The sequence below is a fragment of the uncultured Reyranella sp. genome (genome assembly GCF_945957355.1).
In the GTDB taxonomy this organism is placed as follows: domain Bacteria; phylum Pseudomonadota; class Alphaproteobacteria; order Reyranellales; family Reyranellaceae; genus Reyranella.
Window position 1 is genome coordinate 573,404 of the sequence record NZ_CAMFKM010000001.1, and the last position, 18,685, is coordinate 592,088.

Here is an 18,685-nt window from a genome sequence, read left to right on the forward strand (position 1 = left end):
ACTCATGGGCAAGCATGTCGACTACTACGTTTCGCTGAATTCGCCGTGGACCTATCTCGGGACCGCGCGCTTCGACGCCATGGCGAAGAAGCACGGCGCGACGGTCACGATCTGGCCGGTCGATTTCGGCTCGGTCTTCGCGGTTTCGGGCGGCCTGCCCCTGCCCAAGCGCGCCCCGCAGCGACAGGCCTATCGCATGATGGAGCTGAAGCGCTGGCGCGACCATCTCGGCGTGAAGACAACGCTGGAGCCCAAATTCTTCCCGGCCAACGAGGTGCCGGCCGCCAAGTGCGTCATCGCGCTGCGCGAAGAGGGCCGCATGGCGGACGCGATCAAGGTCGCGCACGCGGTGCTGACCGGCCTGTGGGCCGAGGAGAAGAACACCGGCGACACCGCGACGCTCCAGGCGATCATCGACGGCTGCGGCCTCGACGGCGCCGCGATCCTGAAGGCCAGTGAGGCGCCGGGCATTGCCGAGAAGCGCGAGGCCTACACCAGGCACGCGATTTCGCAGGGCGTGTTCGGCGCGCCCTCCTACGTCATCGACGGCGAGATCTTCTGGGGCCAGGACCGGCTCGATTTCGTCGAGCGCAAGCTCGCGTCCTGATCTTCCGGATTAGGCCCCGCCGAGAAATACCGCCGCCGCCACCGCGATCGTGTTGTTGATGATGTGCGCCACGATCGTCGGGATCAGCGAGCCGGTGCGCCAGCGTAGCCAGCCGAACCAGAAGCCCAGCGGCAGCACCAGGAGAATGTGCAGGGGCTCGGTATGGGCGGCGGCAAAGGCCAGCGAACTCAGCACGAAGGCGACGAGGTTGCTCCAGCGCCCGGCCAGCCAGCCATAGAGCAGGCCGCGGAAGACCAGTTCTTCCGTGATCGGCGCCAGCAGGCCCAGGACGGCCAGGGTCTGGAGCGCCTGGACACCCTGGATGCCCTCGGTGACCTGCCGTACCCCCTCGGGCTGGGGGCCGAGCTGGCTGACGACGAAGGACAGGACCGTGGTGCCCAGCACCGCGAACACGATCGGACGCCAGCCGACCGGCCGCAAACCCAGGGCGGCCGGTGCCTTCCGGCCGAGCGGCACGACCGAGATCACGAGGCCCAGCAGGCAGATGCCGAAGAAGGCGCTGAGTACCAAAAGATTGCTTCGTTCGGGCAAAAGCCAGAAAACCAGCAGCCCGATCAGCGGCGCGACGACCACGAAGGTCAGCACCGACCAGCCCGGAAGGCGCGGCGAATCGTTGTCGTTCAATGGGTTAGCCGGTTCGCCCAAGCGTTTTGACTCCTGATGCGGCAGGCTTTATACCCCGCCGGCTCAATCGGTCGTGCCGATTTACAAGGTTCCCCCTTCGGGGAGCTCCGCTGATCCGCGAAGGTTCGCGCATCGGCGCGATACGTCTTTGAGCGAACGGGAGCACGATGTTCGAGGGTCTTAGCAAGCGTCTTGGTGACGTATTCGACAAGCTGAGGGGGCGCGGCGCGCTTTCCGAGGCCGATGTCGACGCGGCCCTGCGCGAGGTCCGCACCGCCCTGCTCGAAGCCGATGTCGCCCTGCCGGTCGTCCGCCAGTTCATCGAAGAGGTCCGGCCCAAGGCGATCGGCGCCGATGTCATCCGCTCGGTCACGCCGGGCCAGATGGTCATCAAGATCGTCAACGACCACCTGGTCGAGATGCTGGGCGGCACCGTCGCCGACCTCGACCTGGGCGCCATCCCGCCGGTCGTCATCCTGATGGTCGGCCTGCAGGGCTCGGGCAAGACCACCTCCTCGGCCAAGATCGCCTATCGCCTGAGCCAGGGCCCGCAGGGCATGGCGGCCGAAATGTTCGGCGGCACCTTCTCGACCCGGCGCAAGGTCATGATGGCCTCGCTCGACACGCGCCGCCCGGCGGCGCAGCACCAGCTCAAGGTGCTGGGCGAGCAGACCGGCGTTCCGACCCTGCCCATCGTCCCGCTCGAGATGCCGCTCGCCATCACCCGGCGCGCCCTCGAGACGGCCAAGCGCGAGGGCTTCGACGTCCTCATCCTCGACACGGCGGGCCGGCTCTCGATCGACGAAGAGCTGATGAAGGAGGTCGCCGACATCAGCGACCTCGCCAAGCCCAAGGAGACGCTGCTCGTCGCCGACGCCATGACCGGCCAGGACGCCGTGAACGTGGCCAAGGCGTTCAACGACCGGCTGGCCGTCACCGGCATCGTGCTGACCCGCGTCGACGGCGATGCGCGCGGTGGCGCGGCGCTCTCGATGCGAGCCGTCACCGGCCGCCCGGTCAAGCTGATCGGCGTCGGCGAGAAGTTCGACGCGCTGGAGCCGTTCCATCCCGACCGCATCGCCTCGCGCATCCTCGGCATGGGCGACATCGTCTCGCTGGTCGAGCGCGCCGCCGAGACGATCGACAAGGAAGACGCCGAGAAGCTGGCCGCCAAGGTCCGCAAGGGCCAGTTCGACATGGACGACCTGCTCAACCAGCTGCGCCAGCTGCGCAAGATGGGCGGGCTGTCCGGACTGATGGGCATGCTGCCGGGCGCCATGCAGGCCAAGGCCGCGATGTCCAAGGCCAAGATCGACGAGGGTCAGCTGAAGCGCCAGGAGGCCGTCATCCTGTCGATGACGCCGAAGGAACGGCGCAACCCCGACCTGATCCACGCCTCGCGCAAGAAGCGCATCGCCAAGGGTTCGGGCGTGCAGGTGCAGGACGTCAACAAGCTGCTCAAGCAGCACGCCGACATGCTCAAGATGATGAAGCGGGTGAACAAGCTCGGCGAGAAGGGATTCATGCGCAGCCTGGGTGGTATGGGCGGCATGGGCGGCCCGCCCGGCTTTCCGCGCTGAATATTCGACGAAGTTAGACACATCAGACGTATCGAAATCGAAAGATAGAGAGAGGACTTGAGAGAATGATCGCAATCCGCATGACCCGGCACGGTGCCAAGAAGCGTCCGTTCTTCCACATCGTCGTGGCCGATTCGCGCAGCCCGCGCGATGGCCGCTTCATCGAGAAGCTCGGCACCTACAACCCGCTGCTGCCGCGCGACCATGCCCAGCGCCTGACGCTCGACAAGGAGCGCATCGCGCACTGGCTGAAGGTCGGCGCGCAGCCGTCCGACCGCGTCGCCAAGTTCCTGTCGCAGGCTGAGCTGATGAAGCCGCGCGAGCGCCGCGAGCAGACCAAGAAGTCCCAGCCGCGCGCCAAGGCGCAGGAGCGCATGAAGGCCGAGGCTGCTGCGGCCGCTGCCGCTGCGCCGGCCGCCGAGGAAGCCGCGGCCACCTGATCGGGTGGCTGCTTCGATGAGCAAGGGTCGCGTTCTGCTGGGCGTCGTTGCGGCGCCCCACGGGGTCCGCGGACTGGTGCGCATCAGGAGCTTCACCGAGGACCCGATGGCAATCGCCTCCTACGGCGCGCTGTCGGACGAGAAGGGAACGAAAGAGTACCGGGTCGAGGCGCTGAGCTCCGTAAAGGGCGCGGTCCTGGCCCGGATCGAGGGCGTAGCCGATCGCACGGCGGCCGAGGCAGTTCGCGGTTTGCGGCTCTATGTGGAGCGCGACCGCCTGCCGGAGACCGCCGAGCGGGAGTGGTACGAGGCGGACCTGATCGGGCTCGCCGCGTTCGACCGGGAGGGCCGGGATTGGGGGAAGGTCATGGCCTTCCACGATTTCGGCGCCGGACGGACGATGGAAGTGTCGGGAGGCAGCGCATCGAGGCATTCGGTGATGCTGCCCTTCACCGACGCGGCGGTGCCCGAGATCGACGTCGAGGGCGGCAAGGTTACGGTCGATCCGCCGGCAGGATTGCTGACGGGTGGGCCGGCGAAGGAGGCGGAGGACTAACGTGTGGCGCGCGACCGCGCTGACGCTTTTCCCGGAGATGTTTCCGGGCCCGCTGGGCGAGAGCCTGGCCGGCCGGGCGTTGAAGGAAGGCGTGTGGTCGCTGGAGGCCGTCGACATCAGGCGGTTCGCCGGGGACCGCCATCGTACGGTGGACGATGCACCGTTCGGGGGCGGCGCCGGCATGGTGTTGAAGCCCGACGTGCTGTCGGCGGCGATCGAGGCGGTCGCCATGCCGGGAGTGCCGAAGGTCCTGCTTTCGCCAAGGGGCGCGCCGTTCAGTCAGGCGCGCGGGCGGGAGCTGGCGGCGGGGCCGGGCGTGTTGCTGGTGTGCGGGCGGTTCGAGGGCGTCGACGAGAGGGTCATCGAGGCCCAGGCGCTGGAGGAGATATCGGTCGGCGATTTCGTGCTTTCGGGCGGCGAGATCGCGGCCATGGCGATGATGGATTGCTGTGTACGGCTGCTGCCCGGGGTGATGGGCGCGGCGGACTCGGCGAACGAGGAGAGTTTCGAGGACGGATTGTTGGAGTACCCGCACTACACCCGGCCCGCGACCTGGGCGGGGCCCGACGGAATCGAGCGGCGCGTGCCGGAGGTTCTGCTCTCGGGTCACCACGGCAAGGTCGCCGAGTGGCGGATGAAGCAGCGGGAAGAGATCACGCGGAGGCGGCGGCCCGATCTATGGGCCCGTCGCCGGACCGCAGTTGGAAACGATGAGAAGTGACGAAAGGATGGATGCGATGAACATTCTCGACGCGATCGGCCAGACGACGATCGACAAGGTGCAGGAAGAGCGGCCCGTTCCGTATTTCGAGTCGGGCGACACGCTCAAGGTGCACGTCAAGGTGCAGGAAGGTAACCGCGAGCGCCTTCAGGTCTACGAAGGCCTGTGCATCGGCCGCAAGAACGCCGGCGTGAACTCCTCGTTCACAGTGCGCAAGATCAGCTTCAACGAAGGCGTCGAGCGCGTGTTCCCGCTCTACAGCCCGACCATCTGGGAAATCGAGGTCGTCCGCAAGGGCGTCGTGCGCCGCGCCAAGCTCTACTACCTGCGCGAACTGCGCGGCAAGGCGAGCCGCATTGCCGAGGACACGGAGGCCCAGCGCGAGCTGCTCGCCCAGCAGGCGGAGGAGGCTCTGAAGCGTCCGCGCCGCGAGAAGCTCAAGAAGGAAAAGCCCAAGGAAGAGAAGAACGTCCGCGCCGCCAAGGGCGGCGGAAAGAAGTAGCAGGCGCAGCATGGCGTTCCGCAAGAAGTCGGCCACTGAGCCGGCCCCGCCGCCGCCACCGCGGACCCTGTTCGAGAAGATCTGGGACAGCCACGTCGTCCATCGCCAGGACGACGGGACCTGTGTCATCTACATCGACCGTCACCTCGTTCACGAGGTGACGAGCCCGCAGGCTTTCGAGGGCCTGCGCATGGCGGGACGGCCGGTGCGCCGCCCCGACGCCACCATTGCGGTCGCCGACCACAACACGCCGACGACGGACTTCAGCCAAGGCATCGAGGACGAGGAGTCGCGCGTCCAGGTCGAGACGCTCGAGAAGAACGTCGCCGACTTCCATGTGCCCTACTTCGGCCTGAACGATCCGCGCCGCGGCATCGTGCACGTGATCGGCCCCGAGCAGGGCCTGACCCTGCCCGGCATGACGATCGTGTGCGGCGACAGCCACACCTCGACGCACGGCGCGTTCGGCGCGCTGGCCTTCGGCATCGGCACCTCCGAGGTCGAGCACGTGCTCGCCACGCAGACGTTGATCCAGAAGCCGGCCAAGAACATGCGCGTGTCGGTCGAGGGCAGCCTGCCGCTCGGCGTCACGGCCAAGGACGTGATCCTCGCCATCATCGGCAAGCTCGGCACCGCCGGCGGCACCGGCTACGTCATCGAGTATGCCGGCCGCGCCATCCGTGAGCTCACGATGGAAGGCCGCATGACGGTCTGCAACATGTCGATCGAAGCGGGCGCCCGCGCCGGCCTGATCGCGCCCGACGAGACGACCTTCCAGTATCTCCAGGGTCGTCCCTACGCGCCGAAGGGCGGGGCATGGGACCTGGCGCTCAGCCAGTGGCGCCGCCTGCCGTCGGACAAGGGCGCGCACTTCGACGTGCAGCTCGACCTCAACGCCTCGGACATTCCGCCGATGGTGACCTGGGGCACCAGCCCGCAGGACGCGCTGCCGATCACCGACGTCGTTCCCGACCCGGCCAATGCGCCGGACGAGAACCGCCGCGAGGCCTGGACCCGGTCGCTGGCCTATATGGGCCTGACGCCGGGAACGCGCCTCGTCGACGTGCCGATCGACCGCGTGTTCATCGGCTCGTGCACCAACGGCCGCATCGAGGACCTGCGCGCCGCCGCCGAGATCGCGCGCGGCCGCAAGGTCGCCTCGACCGTGTCGGCCATGGTCGTGCCGGGCTCCGGCCTGGTGAAGGCCCAGGCCGAGAAGGAAGGTCTCGACAAGATCTTCCTCGAGGCCGGCTTCGAATGGCGCCTGCAGGGCTGCTCAATGTGCCTGGCGATGAACGCCGATCGCATCGAGCCCGGCCAGCGCTGCGCCTCGACCTCGAACCGCAACTTCGAGGGCCGTCAGGGCCGCGGCGGGCGCACCCACCTGGTGAGCCCGGCCATGGCCGCCGCCGCCGCCATCCGGGGCACGCTCGCGGACGTTCGCGACTTCCAGTAAACGCCGTCTCATGACGGATGAAAGACGGGCGATGCCGCAGGGCATCGCCCGTTTCTATTTGCAGTCGGGAACGCTCATGGCCAATGTAGCATTCGCTTTCACCAACGAATGTGGGAGAGACACATGGCCAGCGTCCCCAATTCAGGTTCCGCCGCCCCCCCTCCGCCGCCCGTCTGGGACGCCCAGCCGGTGGGCACCGCACCGGTCGGATACGGCGGCTTCTGGATCCGCGTCGTGGCCTACATCATCGACGCCATCCTGGTCAGTCTCGTCCTGGGCGTCGTGACCGCCGTCTTCGGGCTCAAATACATGGACTTCGAGCATCCGGAGAATTTCGACCCGACGGTGAACCTGCTGTCGATCCTCGTCTTCTGGCTCTATTTCGCCCTGATGGAGAGTTCCGAGCGCGGCGCCACGGTCGGCAAGATGGCGATGGGACTGCGGGTGGTCAGCAACGACGGCAAGAGGATCAGCTTCCTGAATGCCACGGGGCGGTATTTCGCCAAGATCCTCTCCGGGATGATCTTCTGCATCGGCTACATCATGGTGGCCTTCACCGACCGCAAGCGCGGCCTGCACGACATGATCGCCAGTACCCTGGTGATCAAGACCCGGTAGAATCGGACGGCTTGACCCCGGCCCGGAAAGCCCGTTTATTCCGGCCTTTCCGGGAGGTCTCATGGAAAAATTCACGACGCTGAGCGGCGTCGCTGCGCCGCTGCCCATGGTCAATGTCGACACCGACATGATCATTCCGAAGCAGTTCCTGAAGACCATCAAGCGCACGGGCCTGAAGGAAGGCCTGTTCTACGAGATGCGCTGGACGGCGGACGGCCAGAAGAAGGACTTCGTCCTCGACCAGCCGGCCTACCAGAACGCCAAGATCATCGTGGCGGGCCCCAACTTCGGCTGCGGCTCGAGCCGCGAGCATGCGCCCTGGGCGCTGCTCGACTTCGGCATCCGCTGCATCATCTCCGAGGATTTCGCGGACATCTTCTACAACAACTGCTTCAAGAACGGCATCCTGCCGATCAAGGTGCCGAAGGAGATCGTCGACAAGCTGATGGACGATGCCAGCCGCGGCTCCAACGCCATCATCGAGATCGATCTCGAGAAGCAGGAGATCAAGGGTCCGGACGGCGGCACCGTCCATTTCGACATCGATCCGTTCCGCAAGAAGTGCCTGATCGAAGGCCTCGACGATATCGGCCTCACCATGGAGAAGAAGTCGGAGATCGACGACTTCGAGCGCCGCCAGAGCGAGTCCCAGCCCTGGCTGCACAGCGCCGCCTGATCACACCGAAAACGATCTGAAGAGAAGCAAGACAATGGCGTCAAATCGCAATCTGCTCGTGCTGCCCGGCGACGGCATCGGCCCCGAGGTGATGAACGAAGTCCGCAAGATCATTGCCTGGATGGGCAAGAAGCGTGCGATCGGCTTCGACATCAAGGAAGACCTCGTCGGCGGCGCCGCCCTCGACAAGCACGGCGTGCCGCTGAGCGACGACGCCATGAAGTCCGCGCTGGAGGCCGATGCCGTGCTGTTCGGCTCGGTCGGCGGCCCGAAGTGGGATACCGCCGACTTCAGCAAGAAGCCCGAGCGCGGCCTGCTGCGCCTGCGCAAGGAAATGGACCTCTTCGCCAACCTGCGCCCGGCCAAGGTGTTCGACGCGCTGGTCGACGCCTCGTCGTTGAAGCCCGAGATCGTCAAGGGCCTCGACATCATGATCATCCGCGAGCTGACCAGCGGCGTCTATTTCGGTGAACCGCGCGGCCGCCACACCAACGCCGCCGGCGAGGTCGAGGCCTTCGACACGCAGCGCTATACGGCCCCGGAGATCCGCCGCGTCTGCGCCGTCGCCTTCGAGCTGGCCCGCAAGCGCAAGAACAAGGTGCTCTCCTCGGAGAAGGCCAACGTCATGCACACCGGCGTGCTGTGGCGCGAGGAGGCGACGAAGCTGCACAAGGAGAAGTACTCCGACGTCCAGCTGAGCCACATGTATGCCGACGCGCTCGCCATGCAGCTGCTGCGCGCGCCGAAGGAATTCGACGTGATCGTCACCGACAACCTGTTCGGCGACATCCTGTCGGACGAAGCCTCGATGCTGACGGGATCGCTCGGCCTCCTGCCCTCGGCCTCGCTCGGCGCACCCGACGCGACCGGCCGCCGCAAGGCGCTCTATGAGCCGATCCACGGCAGCGCGCCCGACATCGCGGGCAAGGGCCTGGCCAATCCGATCGCCCAGACGCTCAGCTACGCGATGATGCTTCGCTATTCGTTCGACCTCGGCAAGGACGCCGACATGGTCGAACTGGCTGTCGAGAACGTGCTGAAGGCGGGCTACCGCACCGGCGATCTCCTGGTGGGCAACACCGACGGCGTGAAGAAGGTCGGCACCCAGGAGATGGGCGACGCCATCGTCAAGGAACTCGACCGCCTGAGCTGATCGGGAAGCCGCCGAACCCGGCGGATCAGCCTCTCAGGATCGAACCCAGCACACCGCGCAACACGGCGCCCCCGACGGTGGCGCCGATCGATGCCGCTTTGCCCTTGCCGAACACGGCCTTGGCCGCCTCGCGCGCGGCGATAGTGGCCATGCTGCGCCCCGCCGCCTTGGCGACCGTGATGCCGACGGAGTCGCGCTGGCGGCCGGCCGGCACCTTCTTCGGTTCCGGCGCGGGTGATTGGGGCTGGGCCTTCTTGAGGCGCGGCTCGGGCCGCGGCGCCGACTGGATTGGCTGCTCGACTTCAGGTGGCGGCTCTTCCGAACGAGGTCCCCATGGCCCGGTCTTGGCGGGCACAGTAGGCGGCACCGATCCATACTGTCCGCGGCGGCGCGATGCGGCGTCGGTTGGCGCCTGAGCAGGCGGCGTTGCAGCGACACGGCCGGTCAGCACTTCATAGGCCGACTGGCGATCGACGACCCTGTCGTACTTCCCGGCGAGCGGACTCGCCGCCGTCACGGCCGCGCGCTCCTCCGCCGTCGCCGGCCCGATGCGGCCCTGCGGCGGCGCGATGAAGCAGCGCTCGACCGGGAACGGCACGCCCTTGGCGTCGAGGAACGAGAGCAGCGCCTCGCCCACACCAAGCTCGGTGATGACCTGTGCGGCGTTGAAGGCCTTGTTCGGGCGGAACGTCTCGGCCGCCACCTTCACCGCCTTCTGGTCGCGCGGCGTGAAGGCGCGCAGCGCATGCTGCACCCGGTTGCCGAGCTGGCCGAGGACCGACTCCGGCACGTCGAGCGGATTCTGCGTGATGAAGTAGATGCCGACGCCCTTCGAACGGATCAGCCGCACGACCTGCTCGATGCGCGACAGCAATGCCTTCGGTGCGTCATCGAATAGCAGATGCGCCTCGTCGAAGAAGAACACGAACTTCGGCTTGTCGAGATCGCCCACCTCGGGCAGCGATTCGAAGAGTTCGGACAGCAGCCACAGCAGGAAGGTCGCGTAGAGGCGCGGGCTCTGCATCAGCCGGTCCGCGGCCAGGATGTTGATCATGCCGCGGCCCGACGCATCGCAGCGCATCATGTCGGTCAGCACGAGGGCCGGCTCGCCAAAGAACCGCTCGCCGCCCTGCTGGCTGAGCGTCAGGAGCTGGCGCTGGATGGTACCGACCGACGCCTTGCTGACATTGCCGAATTCCGTCGTCAGTGTGCCGGCATTCTCGGCGACCCATTGCAGCAGCGCCTGGAGGTCCTTGAAGTCGAGCAGCAGCAGGCCCTGCTGGTCGGCGATCCTGAAGACGATGTTGAGCACGCCTTCCTGCGTTTCGTTGAGCTGGAGCAGGCGGGCCATCAGCACCGGCCCCACTTCGCTCACCGTCGTGCGGATCGGATGGCCCTTCTCGCCGAACAGGTCCCAGAAGATCGTCGGGAAGGCGCGCCCGGCATAGCCGTCGATGCCGAGCTGCTTCGCGCGCTCGAGCGCCCGTGGATTGTCGCCGCCGGGCTGGCTCACTCCGGACAGGTCGCCCTTCACGTCGGCCATGAAGACCGGCACGCCATAGGCGGAGAACCCCTCGGCGATGGTCTGTAGCGTGACGGTCTTGCCCGTGCCGGTCGCACCGGCCACCAGGCCATGGCGGTTGGCATACTTCAGCAGGAGATACTGGTCGGCCTCGCTTGCTCCCACGAAGATCGCGTCGTCGCTCATGCCGTCTCCCTTGCATCGGCCGCCAACTTAGCCAGGGCGGCCGCTCCATAGTAGGTTAGCCGCATGTCCCTGCCCCGTCTCGCCCTCGCCGTGATCGGCGACGAAATCGGCCCCTCCCTCGACGAAATGATCTCCTTCTGCGGCGAACACGAGGTGCGGCGCCTCGACATGCGCACGGTGAGTGGAAAGAACCTGCTCGGCATGTCGCTCAAGGAAGGCAGCGCGATCGCGCGCCGGATCGAGCAGGCCGGCCTCACGGTTCCGACCTTCGTCTCGCCGCTGCTGAAGTGGCCGGCGCCCGGCAAGGGACATGGGGAGGGCACGGTCGACTTTGCCTTCGATCCGGCCAAGTGCCCCGCCGACGATCCGCTGGTGCACGCCTTCGACATGGCCACCGTCTTCGGCGCCGAAAAGATCCGCGTCTTCAGCCACCTGCGCTATCCCGGCTATGAACCGGCCGATCTTTTTGGACCGCTCGAGCGGCTGGCCGATCTCGCCCTCTCCTATTCCATCAACGTCGAGATCGAGAACGAACCGGTCTGCAACATCGGCTCCCTTGGCGAACTCGCCGGCTTCTTCAGCGCGATGGAAGAGGCCATGGCGCCCAACGCGACGCCGGTACAGCTGCGCCCTCTGGTCGATATCGGCAATGCCTGGTCGATGGGCGCCCCGCCGACCGATGCCGAGATCGCCGCGCTGGCGCCTCTGGTCGACCTCATCCATCTCAAGGATCGCGACATCTCGGCAAGACGCACCGTGCCACTGGGCGACGGGGACGTTCCATGGGCCAGGGAACTCACGCGATTGCTGACCGAGGCGGCCAAGACCCGCAACCCGGTCCGGGAGATCCACGCCAGCATCGAGACGCACTGCCCGCAGGACGGCCGCAACGCGACGGCCCGCTCCGTCACGGCCCTCCGCCGCATCGCCGCCGAGATCGGCGTCGAGGTCGTCTAAGCCGGCGTGATGACGAAGCCGGCGCGGGGGAAATGGACCACCACGTCGCCGACCTGATCGTCGTGACGCTGGATCGAGACGCGGTCGGTCGTCAGTCCCACCAGCGCACCGCTCACCGGCACCTTGCCGGTATCGTCGGGCGTGACGCTGACCACCTGGCCCGCCTTCAGGCCGCTGGGATCGTCTGCCACGACGCCGGTAGCCTCGGGCGTTGCGGCCTTCGCGATACCCAGCGCATCGGCCGCAGCGATTTCCGTCGGCTTTCCGCTCCCGAGGGCCTTCATGCGCTCCGACCACGCCGTGATAAGAGGCAGCCGGTCGAGCGGCGCGACCGGCTTACCACCGCCCATCCGCTCCTTGATGAACCACACGGGATTGTAGAGCGCGCAGTCGGCCAGGCACGCTGCGTCTCCGAGGAGATAAGGCCTTCCGTCGGCCAGCATCTGCTCGGCCATCACAAGCTGGGCGTAGGTCTGCTGCAGCGCCATCGGCGCGGCGGCCTTCAGCGCGGCCGCGTCGAAGGAGCGGCCCGAGAAGGCGCTGCGATCCTTGAGAAACGCCTCCGGCAACTTGTCGCCGAGAGCGCCCATGACGACGCCGACCGCCGCCCAGAAGATGTTTCGGTCGATCCACATGGCGAGCGCCCTCGCCTCGCCTTCCCTGCCCTTGGGCAAGAGCGGCGGAGTCGGCGCGCGCTTCTCGATCTCGAGCATGATCAACTGCGTGTCGCAGTAGATGTCGGCCCCGACCTGCATCACCGGTGTCTTGCGATAGCCGCCGGTCAGCGGCATCAGGTCGGGCTTGGGCAGCATGTTGGGGATCACGACCGACTTCCACGCCGCCTTCTTGAGGCCGAAGGCGATGCGCACCTTCTCCGAGAAGGGCGAGTTCGGATAGTGGTGCAGGATCATGTCGCTCATGAGCGCAGGGCCTCGATGTTGGCGGCGTAGCGTTCGGGACCGCCGGTGAACACGGCGGTGCCGGCAACGAGGACGTCGGCGCCGGCCTTTATGCAGCGCTTCGCCGTCTCGACGTTGACGCCTCCGTCGACCTCGAGATCGATCGGCTTGCCCAGGGCGTCGATCGCCTTGCGCAGGGCGGCGATCTTGGCGAGCTGGCTCTCGATGAAGGCCTGTCCGCCGAACCCCGGATTGACGCTCATCACCAGGACGAGGTCGAGATCGCCCAGCACATGCTCGATGGCGGAAAGCGGCGTCGCCGGATTGAGCACCGCGCCGGCCTTCCGTCCGAGACCCTTGATGAGCTGGATCGTGCGATGGACGTGCGGCCCCGCCTCGGGATGGAACGAGATCACGTCGGCGCCGGCGTCGACATAGGCCGGCACCAGCGGATCGACCGGCGAGATCATGAGATGCACGTCGAACGGCTGCCGGCTGTGCTTGCGCAGTGCCTTCACCACCATCGGGCCGATCGTGAGGTTGGGCACGAAATGCCCGTCCATGACGTCGACATGGATCCAGTCGGCGCCGGCTTCGGAGATCGCCTCGACCTCGCGGCCGAGCGCGGCGAAATCCGCCGACAGGATGGAGGGGGCGATGCGGACGGGCTGTTGCGACATGAAAGGCCTCAGGTACCGGGGCGGGTCGGGGCTTCCCAGCCCTTGCGCCGGAAGGGATTGGCCGGGAAGGAGCCCAGCATCTTCAGTTCCTCGGAGAAGAAGCCCAGTTCCTCCAGCGCCAGCAGCACGTTGCGCTGCTCGGGATGGCCCTCGACCTCGGCGTAGAACAGCGCCTGCTCGAAGCGGGCGCCGGACAGGTAGCTTTCCAGCTTCACCATGTTGACCCCGTTGGTCGCGAACCCGCCCAGCGCCTTGTAGAGCGCCGCCGGGCGGCTCTTCACCCGGAACAGGAAGGCCGTCATGCACTGCACGGTGCGCCAGTCAGGATCGACCTCCTCGCGCGAGAAGACCAGCATGCGCGTGGTGTTGTGGTCGGCGTCCTCGATGTTCCTGGCCAGCACCTTGAGGTCGTAGATGCGGGCGGCCAGCGAGGAGGCGATGGCGCCGACGCTGGCGTCGCCGATGTCGGCGATCTCGCGCGCGGCACCGGCGGTATCGGCGTGAACCACCGGCTGCAGCCGGTGCTTCCGGAGGAAGTTGCGGCACTGCGCCAGCGCCTGGACGTGGCTCTTGACCGTCCGGATGGACTTCAGCGACGCCCCCGGCAGGGCGACCAGGCAATGCTCGACCCGCTGGAAATGCTCACCCACGATCTTGAGCTTCGTATGCGGCAACAGACTGTGCAGGTCCGCGACGCGGCCGGCGATCGAGTTCTCGACCGGAATGATGGCCAGTTCCGCCTTGCCGGCCTGGACGGCGCCCATGGCGGCGTCGAAGGTCGGGCACGGCAGGGTCGTCATGTAGGGAAAGGCCGCCCGGCAGGCCATATCGGAATTGGCGCCGGGTTCGCCCTGGAAGGCGATGATGTTGCTGGCGACGGCCTTGCCCAGCCGCTTCTCGCCCCGACCTTTTGCCATTTGCCGAACTCTCCCGTGTCCCGTTCCGAGGCCCACCGATAAGCGAAAAACCTCGTAATATCCGGCACTTGCGACGTTCCGCCGCGCGATCTGCCGGTCATCATGGAATACTACTGGCGGCCGTGCGGGCGTGCTACAGCAGCGTCCGTAGAATTTGCCGCTTCGGGATTTGATATGGCCAGTTTCAACACGATCGCAGGCTGCGTTTTGGCTTCCGCCCTCTTCGCAATGGTGGTCGGCAAGGTCTCCAATGCCGTCGTGCATCCGCACAAGCTGGACAAGCCGGTGCTCGCCGTCTCCGACGATGCGCCGACGCAGACCGCTGCGGCCCCGGCCGCCGCCGATATTCCGCCGATCGGTCCGAAGCTCGCCGGCGCCAACGTCGATGCGGGCAAGGCCCTCTTCCAGAAGCAGTGCTTCTCCTGCCACACGGTCGACAAGGGTGGCGCTAACAAGGTCGGCCCCAACCTGTGGGGCGTGGTCAACCGGCCCAAGGCCAGCCACGCCGGCTTCGGCTACTCCTCGGCTCTGAGCGCCAAGGGTGGCGACTGGAGCTATGAGGACATCGACCATATGATCTTCAAGCCGAATGCCTATGTGCGCGGCACGAAGATGGCGTTCGCCGGCCTTCCCAAGGAGCAGGATCGCGCCGACGTGATCGCGTATCTCCGCACCATGGCCGACACGCCCGCACCGCTTCCCTAAGTGGTTCCGCCGACCCTCGTCGGGCTGGCCAACCAGCTTGCCGACGCCGCCCGGCCGATCGCGGCCCGCTACTTCCGCACCGGCGTCACGGTCGACGACAAGTCCGACCTGAGCCCCGTCACCATCGCCGACCGCGAAGCGGAGACGGCGATGCGCGAGCTGCTCAGCCGCCACGTCCCCGACCATGGCGTGTTCGGCGAGGAGCATGGCGCGGTCCGAACCGACGCCGAGTATGTCTGGGTGCTCGACCCGATCGACGGCACCAAGGCCTTCATCACGGGCCTGCCGCTGTTCGGCACGCTGATCGGCCTGTTCCACCGCGGCAAGCCGGTGCTCGGCATCATCGACCAGCCGATCCTGCAGGAGCGCTGGCTGGGCGTCGACGGCGAGCGCTCGACCCTCAACGGCAAGCCGATCTCGGTGCGCGCCTGTGCGGGCCTCGCCAGCGCCTACATGTATTCGACCGCGCCCGGCATGTTCGCCGAGGGCTATGCCAAACCGCATCAGGCGCTCACCGAGAAGGTGAAGCTCTTCCGCTGGGGTGGCGATTGCTACGCCTACGGCCTGCTGGCCGCCGGCCATGTCGATCTGGTCGTCGAGGCCGACCTCAAGCTCTACGACTATGCCGCGCTCATTCCGGTCATCACCGGCGCGGGTGGCACGATCACCGACTGGAAGGGCAAGGCGCTCGACATGCAGTCGAACGGAGCCGTCGTCGCCGCCGGCGATCCCGCGGTTCACCGCGCTGCGCTGGGCATCCTCTCGGCATAGGTCGCACGGTCGACGTCGTACCAGACGATGTCGGTGAAGCCCTTGTAGTCGACCCGCTTGCGGTAGGTGAGGCCGATCCGCTCCATCACGGCCCGTGACGCGCGGTTCTCCTCCAGCGTGATCGCGAAGATATAGTCGAGTTCCAGCGTCTCGAAACCGTAGGCCAGCGCGGCGCGCGCCGCTTCCGTCGCATAGCCCTGGCCCTGGGCCTCTGGATGCAGCGACCACAGCACCTCGACCCCGTCGAACTGCTCGATGAAGTTCAGTCCGGCATGGCCGATCAGCCTCCCGCCGCGGAACACACCCCAGGGCGCGTAGCGGCGTTCCTGCCAGGAAACGGCGAAGCGCTCGATCGCGGCGTGGGCCGCCGCCACGAAATCGCCTTCCTGCACCTGGCCCGGCGCGGGCGGCAGCCACCGGGCCACATCGGGATGAAAGCGCATCGCTGCGTAATCTTCGGCATCGGCGGGCAGCAGGGGCCTGAGCGAAAGGCGCTCGGTCGTCACGATCGTCATGGTCGGGGCACTTTACACAACTTTACCGGCGCGAGATGGGCGGGAAACCGGGACGCTCCATCTTGGTTTCACGGGGACAGCAACCCGAACCAGATGGAGACAGACATGACGAACCTCAGCATCAAGACGGTAATGGCCGCCCTCCTCGCGGGCAGCCTCGCGGCGACTGCCGGCATGCCGGCCTTTGCCCGGGCGGACGGCGGGTCGGTCGATCCGGCCAAGTTCCAGGAGCGCATCGAGAAGCGCGTCGATAAGGCGCTGAACGGAACCGATGCGACCCAGGACCAGAAGAAGCAGATCGTCGGCATCCTGCAGGCCGCGTTCGCTGACATGAAGCCCCTGCACGCCAAGCGCACCGAGAACCGCGCCGCGATGCGCGCGGCACTCGAGGCCCCGACCATCGACCCGGCGAAGATCGAGCAGATCCGTGTCGAGCAGATGAAGATCGCGGACGAGAGCTCGAAGCGCTTCACCAAGGCGCTGACCGATGCCGGCAACGTGCTGAACGCCAGCCAGCGCCAGGCCTTCTTCAAGACCTGGAACGACCACAAGCACGGCCCGCGGAAGGGCTGACGGCGGATGACATCGGGGCTGCGCCGGTCGGATACTGAGCCCATGGCCGAGCGCATCCTGATGATCGACGACGACGACCGCCTCGCCGGGATGGTTTCGGACTATCTCGGCGGGGCGGGCTTTCGCGTGACGGTCGCCAACACCGGCCGCGACGGCGAGGCGCAGCTCAAGCGCGAGACCTTCGACGCGGTCATCCTCGACCTCATGCTGCCCGATGCCGACGGACTCGACCTGTGCCGCCGCCTGCGCGGCACCAGCGACGTTCCGATCCTGATGCTGACCGCGCGCGGCGAGCCGATGGACCGGGTCGTCGGTCTCGAGCTGGGCGCCGACGACTATCTCGCCAAGCCCTTCGAACCGCGCGAGCTGCAGGCCCGCCTGCGCGCCATCCTGCGCCGCAAGGGCACGGCCGCGCCGAAGTCGGACGTGCTGCGCTTCGGCCGCCTCGAGATCGACAAGGGCGCCCGTGTCGTGCGGGTCGACGGCGAGGAGCGCAGCATCACCTCCTACCAGTTCGCGCTGCTGCTGGCGCTGGCCGAGCGCGCCGGCCGCGTGCTGTCGCGCGACGCGCTGATGGACGTGCTGAAGGGCGAGAAGCTCGAAGCCTTCGACCGCTCGGTCGACGTCCACATCAGCCGCATCCGCGCCGCCATCGAGGACGATCCGAAGAAGCCGCGCCGCATCCTGACGCTACGCGGCACCGGCTACGTCTTCGCCAGGGACCAGGATCGCTGACGTGCAACGCCTCTACCTCCAGTTCTACGTCACCATCCTCGTGATCCTGGCGGTTTTCGTCGGCGCGGCGGTGCTGCTGTGGCGGGTGGCGGACGACGACAATCGCACGCCGCAGTATCTCGACGTTGCCGCCGAGCTGACCGGCGCGCTGCTGCCGGACGCCACCGCGCCGCGGCCTGAACAGCAGCGCGCGATCGAGGGGCTGCAGCGCAAGCTGCGTTTCGACATCGCGCTCTACGAGCCCGACGGCGACATGATCGCCATGGCCGGCAAGCCGCCGCCGCGCTTCGATCCCATGCGCGCCCGCACCGGCTGGCGGCGCGCCCCCGGTGGCCCGAACTTCGTTCTGCAACTTCCGGATGGCCGCTGGCTGGTCGCGCGCCAGGTGCGCGAGCGGCCGAATCCGATCTTCTGGATTGCCGCGGCGCTGGGCCTCGTCGCCGTCGCCGTCGCGATCGCCTCCTTCCCGGTCGTCCGCGGTCTCAGCCGGCGGCTGGAACGGCTCAAGGCCGGCGTCGACCGGCTGGGCGGCGGCGATCTCAGTGCCCGCGTGAAGGTCGAGGGCCGCGACGAGCTGGCCGCGCTGGCCGCGAGCTTCAACCGCTCGGCCGAGCGCATCGAGGAGCTGGTCGCCGCCCACCGGCTGCTGCTGGCCAACGCCAGCCACGAGCTGCGCACGCCGCTCACGCGCATCTCGGTCGCGGCCTCGTTGCTGGGCGACGCCGCCGATCCCAAGACGCGCGAATCGCTGAAGCGCGACGTGGCCGAGCTCGACCAGCTGATCGAGCAGATCCTGCTGGCCAGCCGGCTGGAGGCGTTGCCCACCCTCGAACGGCGCGAACCGGTCGACCTGCTGGCGCTGGCCGCCGAGGAAGCCTCGCACTACGACGTCGAGGTGGACGGCGAGCCGGTGACGGTCTCCGGCGACCGCACGCTGCTGCGCCGCCTCGTCCGCAACCTCGTCGAGAACGCGCAGCGCTACGGCGGCGGCACGCCGATCGAGGTTTCGGTGAAGCGCGACTCCGACTGCGCCGTGCTCGAGGTCACCGACCGCGGGCCCGGCGTGCCCGAGGCCGAGCGACAGCGCATCTTCGAGCCCTTCTATCGCATGGCCGGCGCGGCCGAGAGCGGTCGCGGCAGCGGCCTCGGCCTCGCCCTGGTCCTCGACATCGCGCGCCGCCACGGCGGCGACGCGGTTTGCCTTGCGGCAGAAGGCGGCGGCAGCTGCTTCCGGGTCGACCTGCCGGCCGCGTAAACTCCTCCGCCAAACG

22 protein-coding genes are annotated in these 18,685 nt (G+C 67.4%); 16 read left to right on the top strand and 6 right to left on the bottom strand.

The window, feature by feature from the left end:
- Positions 1-4 precede the first annotated feature (4 nt).
- On the top strand, positions 5-607 hold the full coding sequence (locus tag Q0Q48_RS02790; protein WP_295133577.1) for a 2-hydroxychromene-2-carboxylate isomerase: 603 nt from the start codon (positions 5-7) through the stop codon (positions 605-607).
- A 9-nt stretch (positions 608-616) separates the two neighbouring features.
- Here the strand turns inward: Q0Q48_RS02790 and Q0Q48_RS02795 are convergent, their stop codons facing one another.
- The gene (locus Q0Q48_RS02795; protein ID WP_295133580.1) at positions 617-1,273 is read right to left on the bottom strand and encodes a type II CAAX endopeptidase family protein; all 657 of its coding nucleotides are present in this window, start codon (positions 1,271-1,273) and stop codon (positions 617-619) included.
- Positions 1,274-1,419: 146 nt separating this feature from the next.
- On the opposite strand from Q0Q48_RS02795, the gene ffh reads away from it, so the two are divergent.
- The 9 genes from ffh to leuB all read left to right on the top strand — a co-directional run bounded on the left by ffh (position 1,420) and on the right by leuB (position 8,954).
- Complete coding sequence (gene ffh / locus Q0Q48_RS02800) at positions 1,420-2,832, top strand: signal recognition particle protein (RefSeq protein WP_295133583.1); 1,413 nt, start codon at positions 1,420-1,422, stop codon at positions 2,830-2,832.
- A 65-nt stretch (positions 2,833-2,897) separates the two neighbouring features.
- Positions 2,898-3,272, top strand: a complete 375-nt coding sequence (gene rpsP / locus Q0Q48_RS02805) for a 30S ribosomal protein S16 (RefSeq protein ID WP_295133586.1) — start codon at positions 2,898-2,900, stop codon at positions 3,270-3,272.
- A 16-nt stretch (positions 3,273-3,288) separates the two neighbouring features.
- A complete protein-coding gene (gene rimM / locus Q0Q48_RS02810) occupies positions 3,289-3,828 on the top strand; it encodes a ribosome maturation factor RimM (protein WP_295133589.1) in 540 nt (179 codons plus the stop codon).
- Between the two features lies 1 nt (position 3,829).
- Positions 3,830-4,549, top strand: a complete 720-nt coding sequence (trmD, locus tag Q0Q48_RS02815) for a tRNA (guanosine(37)-N1)-methyltransferase TrmD (protein WP_295133592.1) — start codon at positions 3,830-3,832, stop codon at positions 4,547-4,549.
- A 16-nt stretch (positions 4,550-4,565) separates the two neighbouring features.
- A complete protein-coding gene (gene rplS / locus Q0Q48_RS02820; protein WP_295133594.1) occupies positions 4,566-5,051 on the top strand; it encodes a 50S ribosomal protein L19 in 486 nt (161 codons plus the stop codon).
- A gap of 10 nt (positions 5,052-5,061) precedes the next feature.
- The gene (gene leuC, locus Q0Q48_RS02825) at positions 5,062-6,507 is read left to right on the top strand and encodes a 3-isopropylmalate dehydratase large subunit (RefSeq protein ID WP_295133595.1); all 1,446 of its coding nucleotides are present in this window, start codon (positions 5,062-5,064) and stop codon (positions 6,505-6,507) included.
- A 123-nt stretch (positions 6,508-6,630) separates the two neighbouring features.
- Positions 6,631-7,125, top strand: coding sequence for an RDD family protein (locus Q0Q48_RS02830; RefSeq protein WP_295133597.1), 495 nt, complete (start codon positions 6,631-6,633; stop codon positions 7,123-7,125).
- A gap of 61 nt (positions 7,126-7,186) precedes the next feature.
- A complete protein-coding gene (gene leuD / locus Q0Q48_RS02835; protein ID WP_295133602.1) occupies positions 7,187-7,801 on the top strand; it encodes a 3-isopropylmalate dehydratase small subunit in 615 nt (204 codons plus the stop codon).
- Between the two features lie 34 nt (positions 7,802-7,835).
- Positions 7,836-8,954 carry a 3-isopropylmalate dehydrogenase gene (leuB, locus tag Q0Q48_RS02840; protein ID WP_295133605.1) on the top strand — a complete coding sequence of 373 codons (1,119 nt, stop codon included), beginning with the start codon at positions 7,836-7,838 and terminating at the stop codon, positions 8,952-8,954.
- Positions 8,955-8,979: 25 nt separating this feature from the next.
- Here the strand turns inward: leuB and Q0Q48_RS02845 are convergent, their stop codons facing one another.
- The gene (locus Q0Q48_RS02845) at positions 8,980-10,662 is read right to left on the bottom strand and encodes a helicase HerA-like domain-containing protein (RefSeq protein ID WP_295133608.1); all 1,683 of its coding nucleotides are present in this window, start codon (positions 10,660-10,662) and stop codon (positions 8,980-8,982) included.
- Positions 10,663-10,725: 63 nt separating this feature from the next.
- Between Q0Q48_RS02845 and Q0Q48_RS02850 the strand changes: the two genes are divergently transcribed.
- The gene (locus tag Q0Q48_RS02850) at positions 10,726-11,619 is read left to right on the top strand and encodes a sugar phosphate isomerase/epimerase (RefSeq protein WP_295133611.1); all 894 of its coding nucleotides are present in this window, start codon (positions 10,726-10,728) and stop codon (positions 11,617-11,619) included.
- On the opposite strand, the gene Q0Q48_RS02855 is transcribed toward Q0Q48_RS02850, so the two are convergent.
- The 3 genes from Q0Q48_RS02855 to Q0Q48_RS02865 are packed head-to-tail and all read right to left on the bottom strand — an operon-like array spanning position 11,616 to position 14,115.
- On the bottom strand, positions 11,616-12,539 hold the full coding sequence (locus Q0Q48_RS02855) for a glutathione S-transferase family protein (protein WP_295133614.1): 924 nt from the start codon (positions 12,537-12,539) through the stop codon (positions 11,616-11,618). The two genes, Q0Q48_RS02850 and Q0Q48_RS02855, sit on opposite strands and share 4 nt — an antisense overlap.
- Positions 12,536-13,198, bottom strand: a complete 663-nt coding sequence (gene rpe / locus Q0Q48_RS02860; protein WP_295133617.1) for a ribulose-phosphate 3-epimerase — start codon at positions 13,196-13,198, stop codon at positions 12,536-12,538. Before rpe ends, Q0Q48_RS02855 begins: the two co-directional genes overlap by 4 nt.
- An 8-nt stretch (positions 13,199-13,206) precedes the next feature.
- A complete protein-coding gene (locus Q0Q48_RS02865) occupies positions 13,207-14,115 on the bottom strand; it encodes a prephenate dehydratase (protein WP_295133620.1) in 909 nt (302 codons plus the stop codon).
- Positions 14,116-14,289: 174 nt separating this feature from the next.
- Between Q0Q48_RS02865 and Q0Q48_RS02870 the strand changes: the two genes are divergently transcribed.
- Together Q0Q48_RS02870 and hisN are read left to right on the top strand one after the other, a co-directional pair.
- A complete protein-coding gene (locus tag Q0Q48_RS02870) occupies positions 14,290-14,820 on the top strand; it encodes a cytochrome c family protein (RefSeq protein WP_295133623.1) in 531 nt (176 codons plus the stop codon).
- Positions 14,821-15,591 carry a histidinol-phosphatase gene (gene hisN / locus Q0Q48_RS02875; RefSeq protein ID WP_295133628.1) on the top strand — a complete coding sequence of 257 codons (771 nt, stop codon included), beginning with the start codon at positions 14,821-14,823 and terminating at the stop codon, positions 15,589-15,591.
- Here hisN and Q0Q48_RS02880 read toward each other — a convergent pair.
- Positions 15,558-16,106, bottom strand: coding sequence for a GNAT family N-acetyltransferase (locus Q0Q48_RS02880; RefSeq protein ID WP_295133631.1), 549 nt, complete (start codon positions 16,104-16,106; stop codon positions 15,558-15,560). The two genes, hisN and Q0Q48_RS02880, sit on opposite strands and share 34 nt — an antisense overlap.
- A 105-nt stretch (positions 16,107-16,211) precedes the next feature.
- Between Q0Q48_RS02880 and Q0Q48_RS02885 the strand changes: the two genes are divergently transcribed.
- The 3 genes from Q0Q48_RS02885 to Q0Q48_RS02895 are packed head-to-tail and all read left to right on the top strand — an operon-like array spanning position 16,212 to position 18,669.
- Positions 16,212-16,679, top strand: coding sequence for a Spy/CpxP family protein refolding chaperone (locus Q0Q48_RS02885; RefSeq protein WP_295133633.1), 468 nt, complete (start codon positions 16,212-16,214; stop codon positions 16,677-16,679).
- Positions 16,680-16,721: 42 nt separating this feature from the next.
- Positions 16,722-17,414, top strand: a complete 693-nt coding sequence (locus tag Q0Q48_RS02890) for a response regulator (RefSeq protein WP_295133636.1) — start codon at positions 16,722-16,724, stop codon at positions 17,412-17,414.
- A 1-nt stretch (position 17,415) separates the two neighbouring features.
- Positions 17,416-18,669, top strand: coding sequence for a HAMP domain-containing sensor histidine kinase (locus tag Q0Q48_RS02895; RefSeq protein WP_295133639.1), 1,254 nt, complete (start codon positions 17,416-17,418; stop codon positions 18,667-18,669).
- The last annotated feature ends 16 nt before the right edge of the window (positions 18,670-18,685 follow it).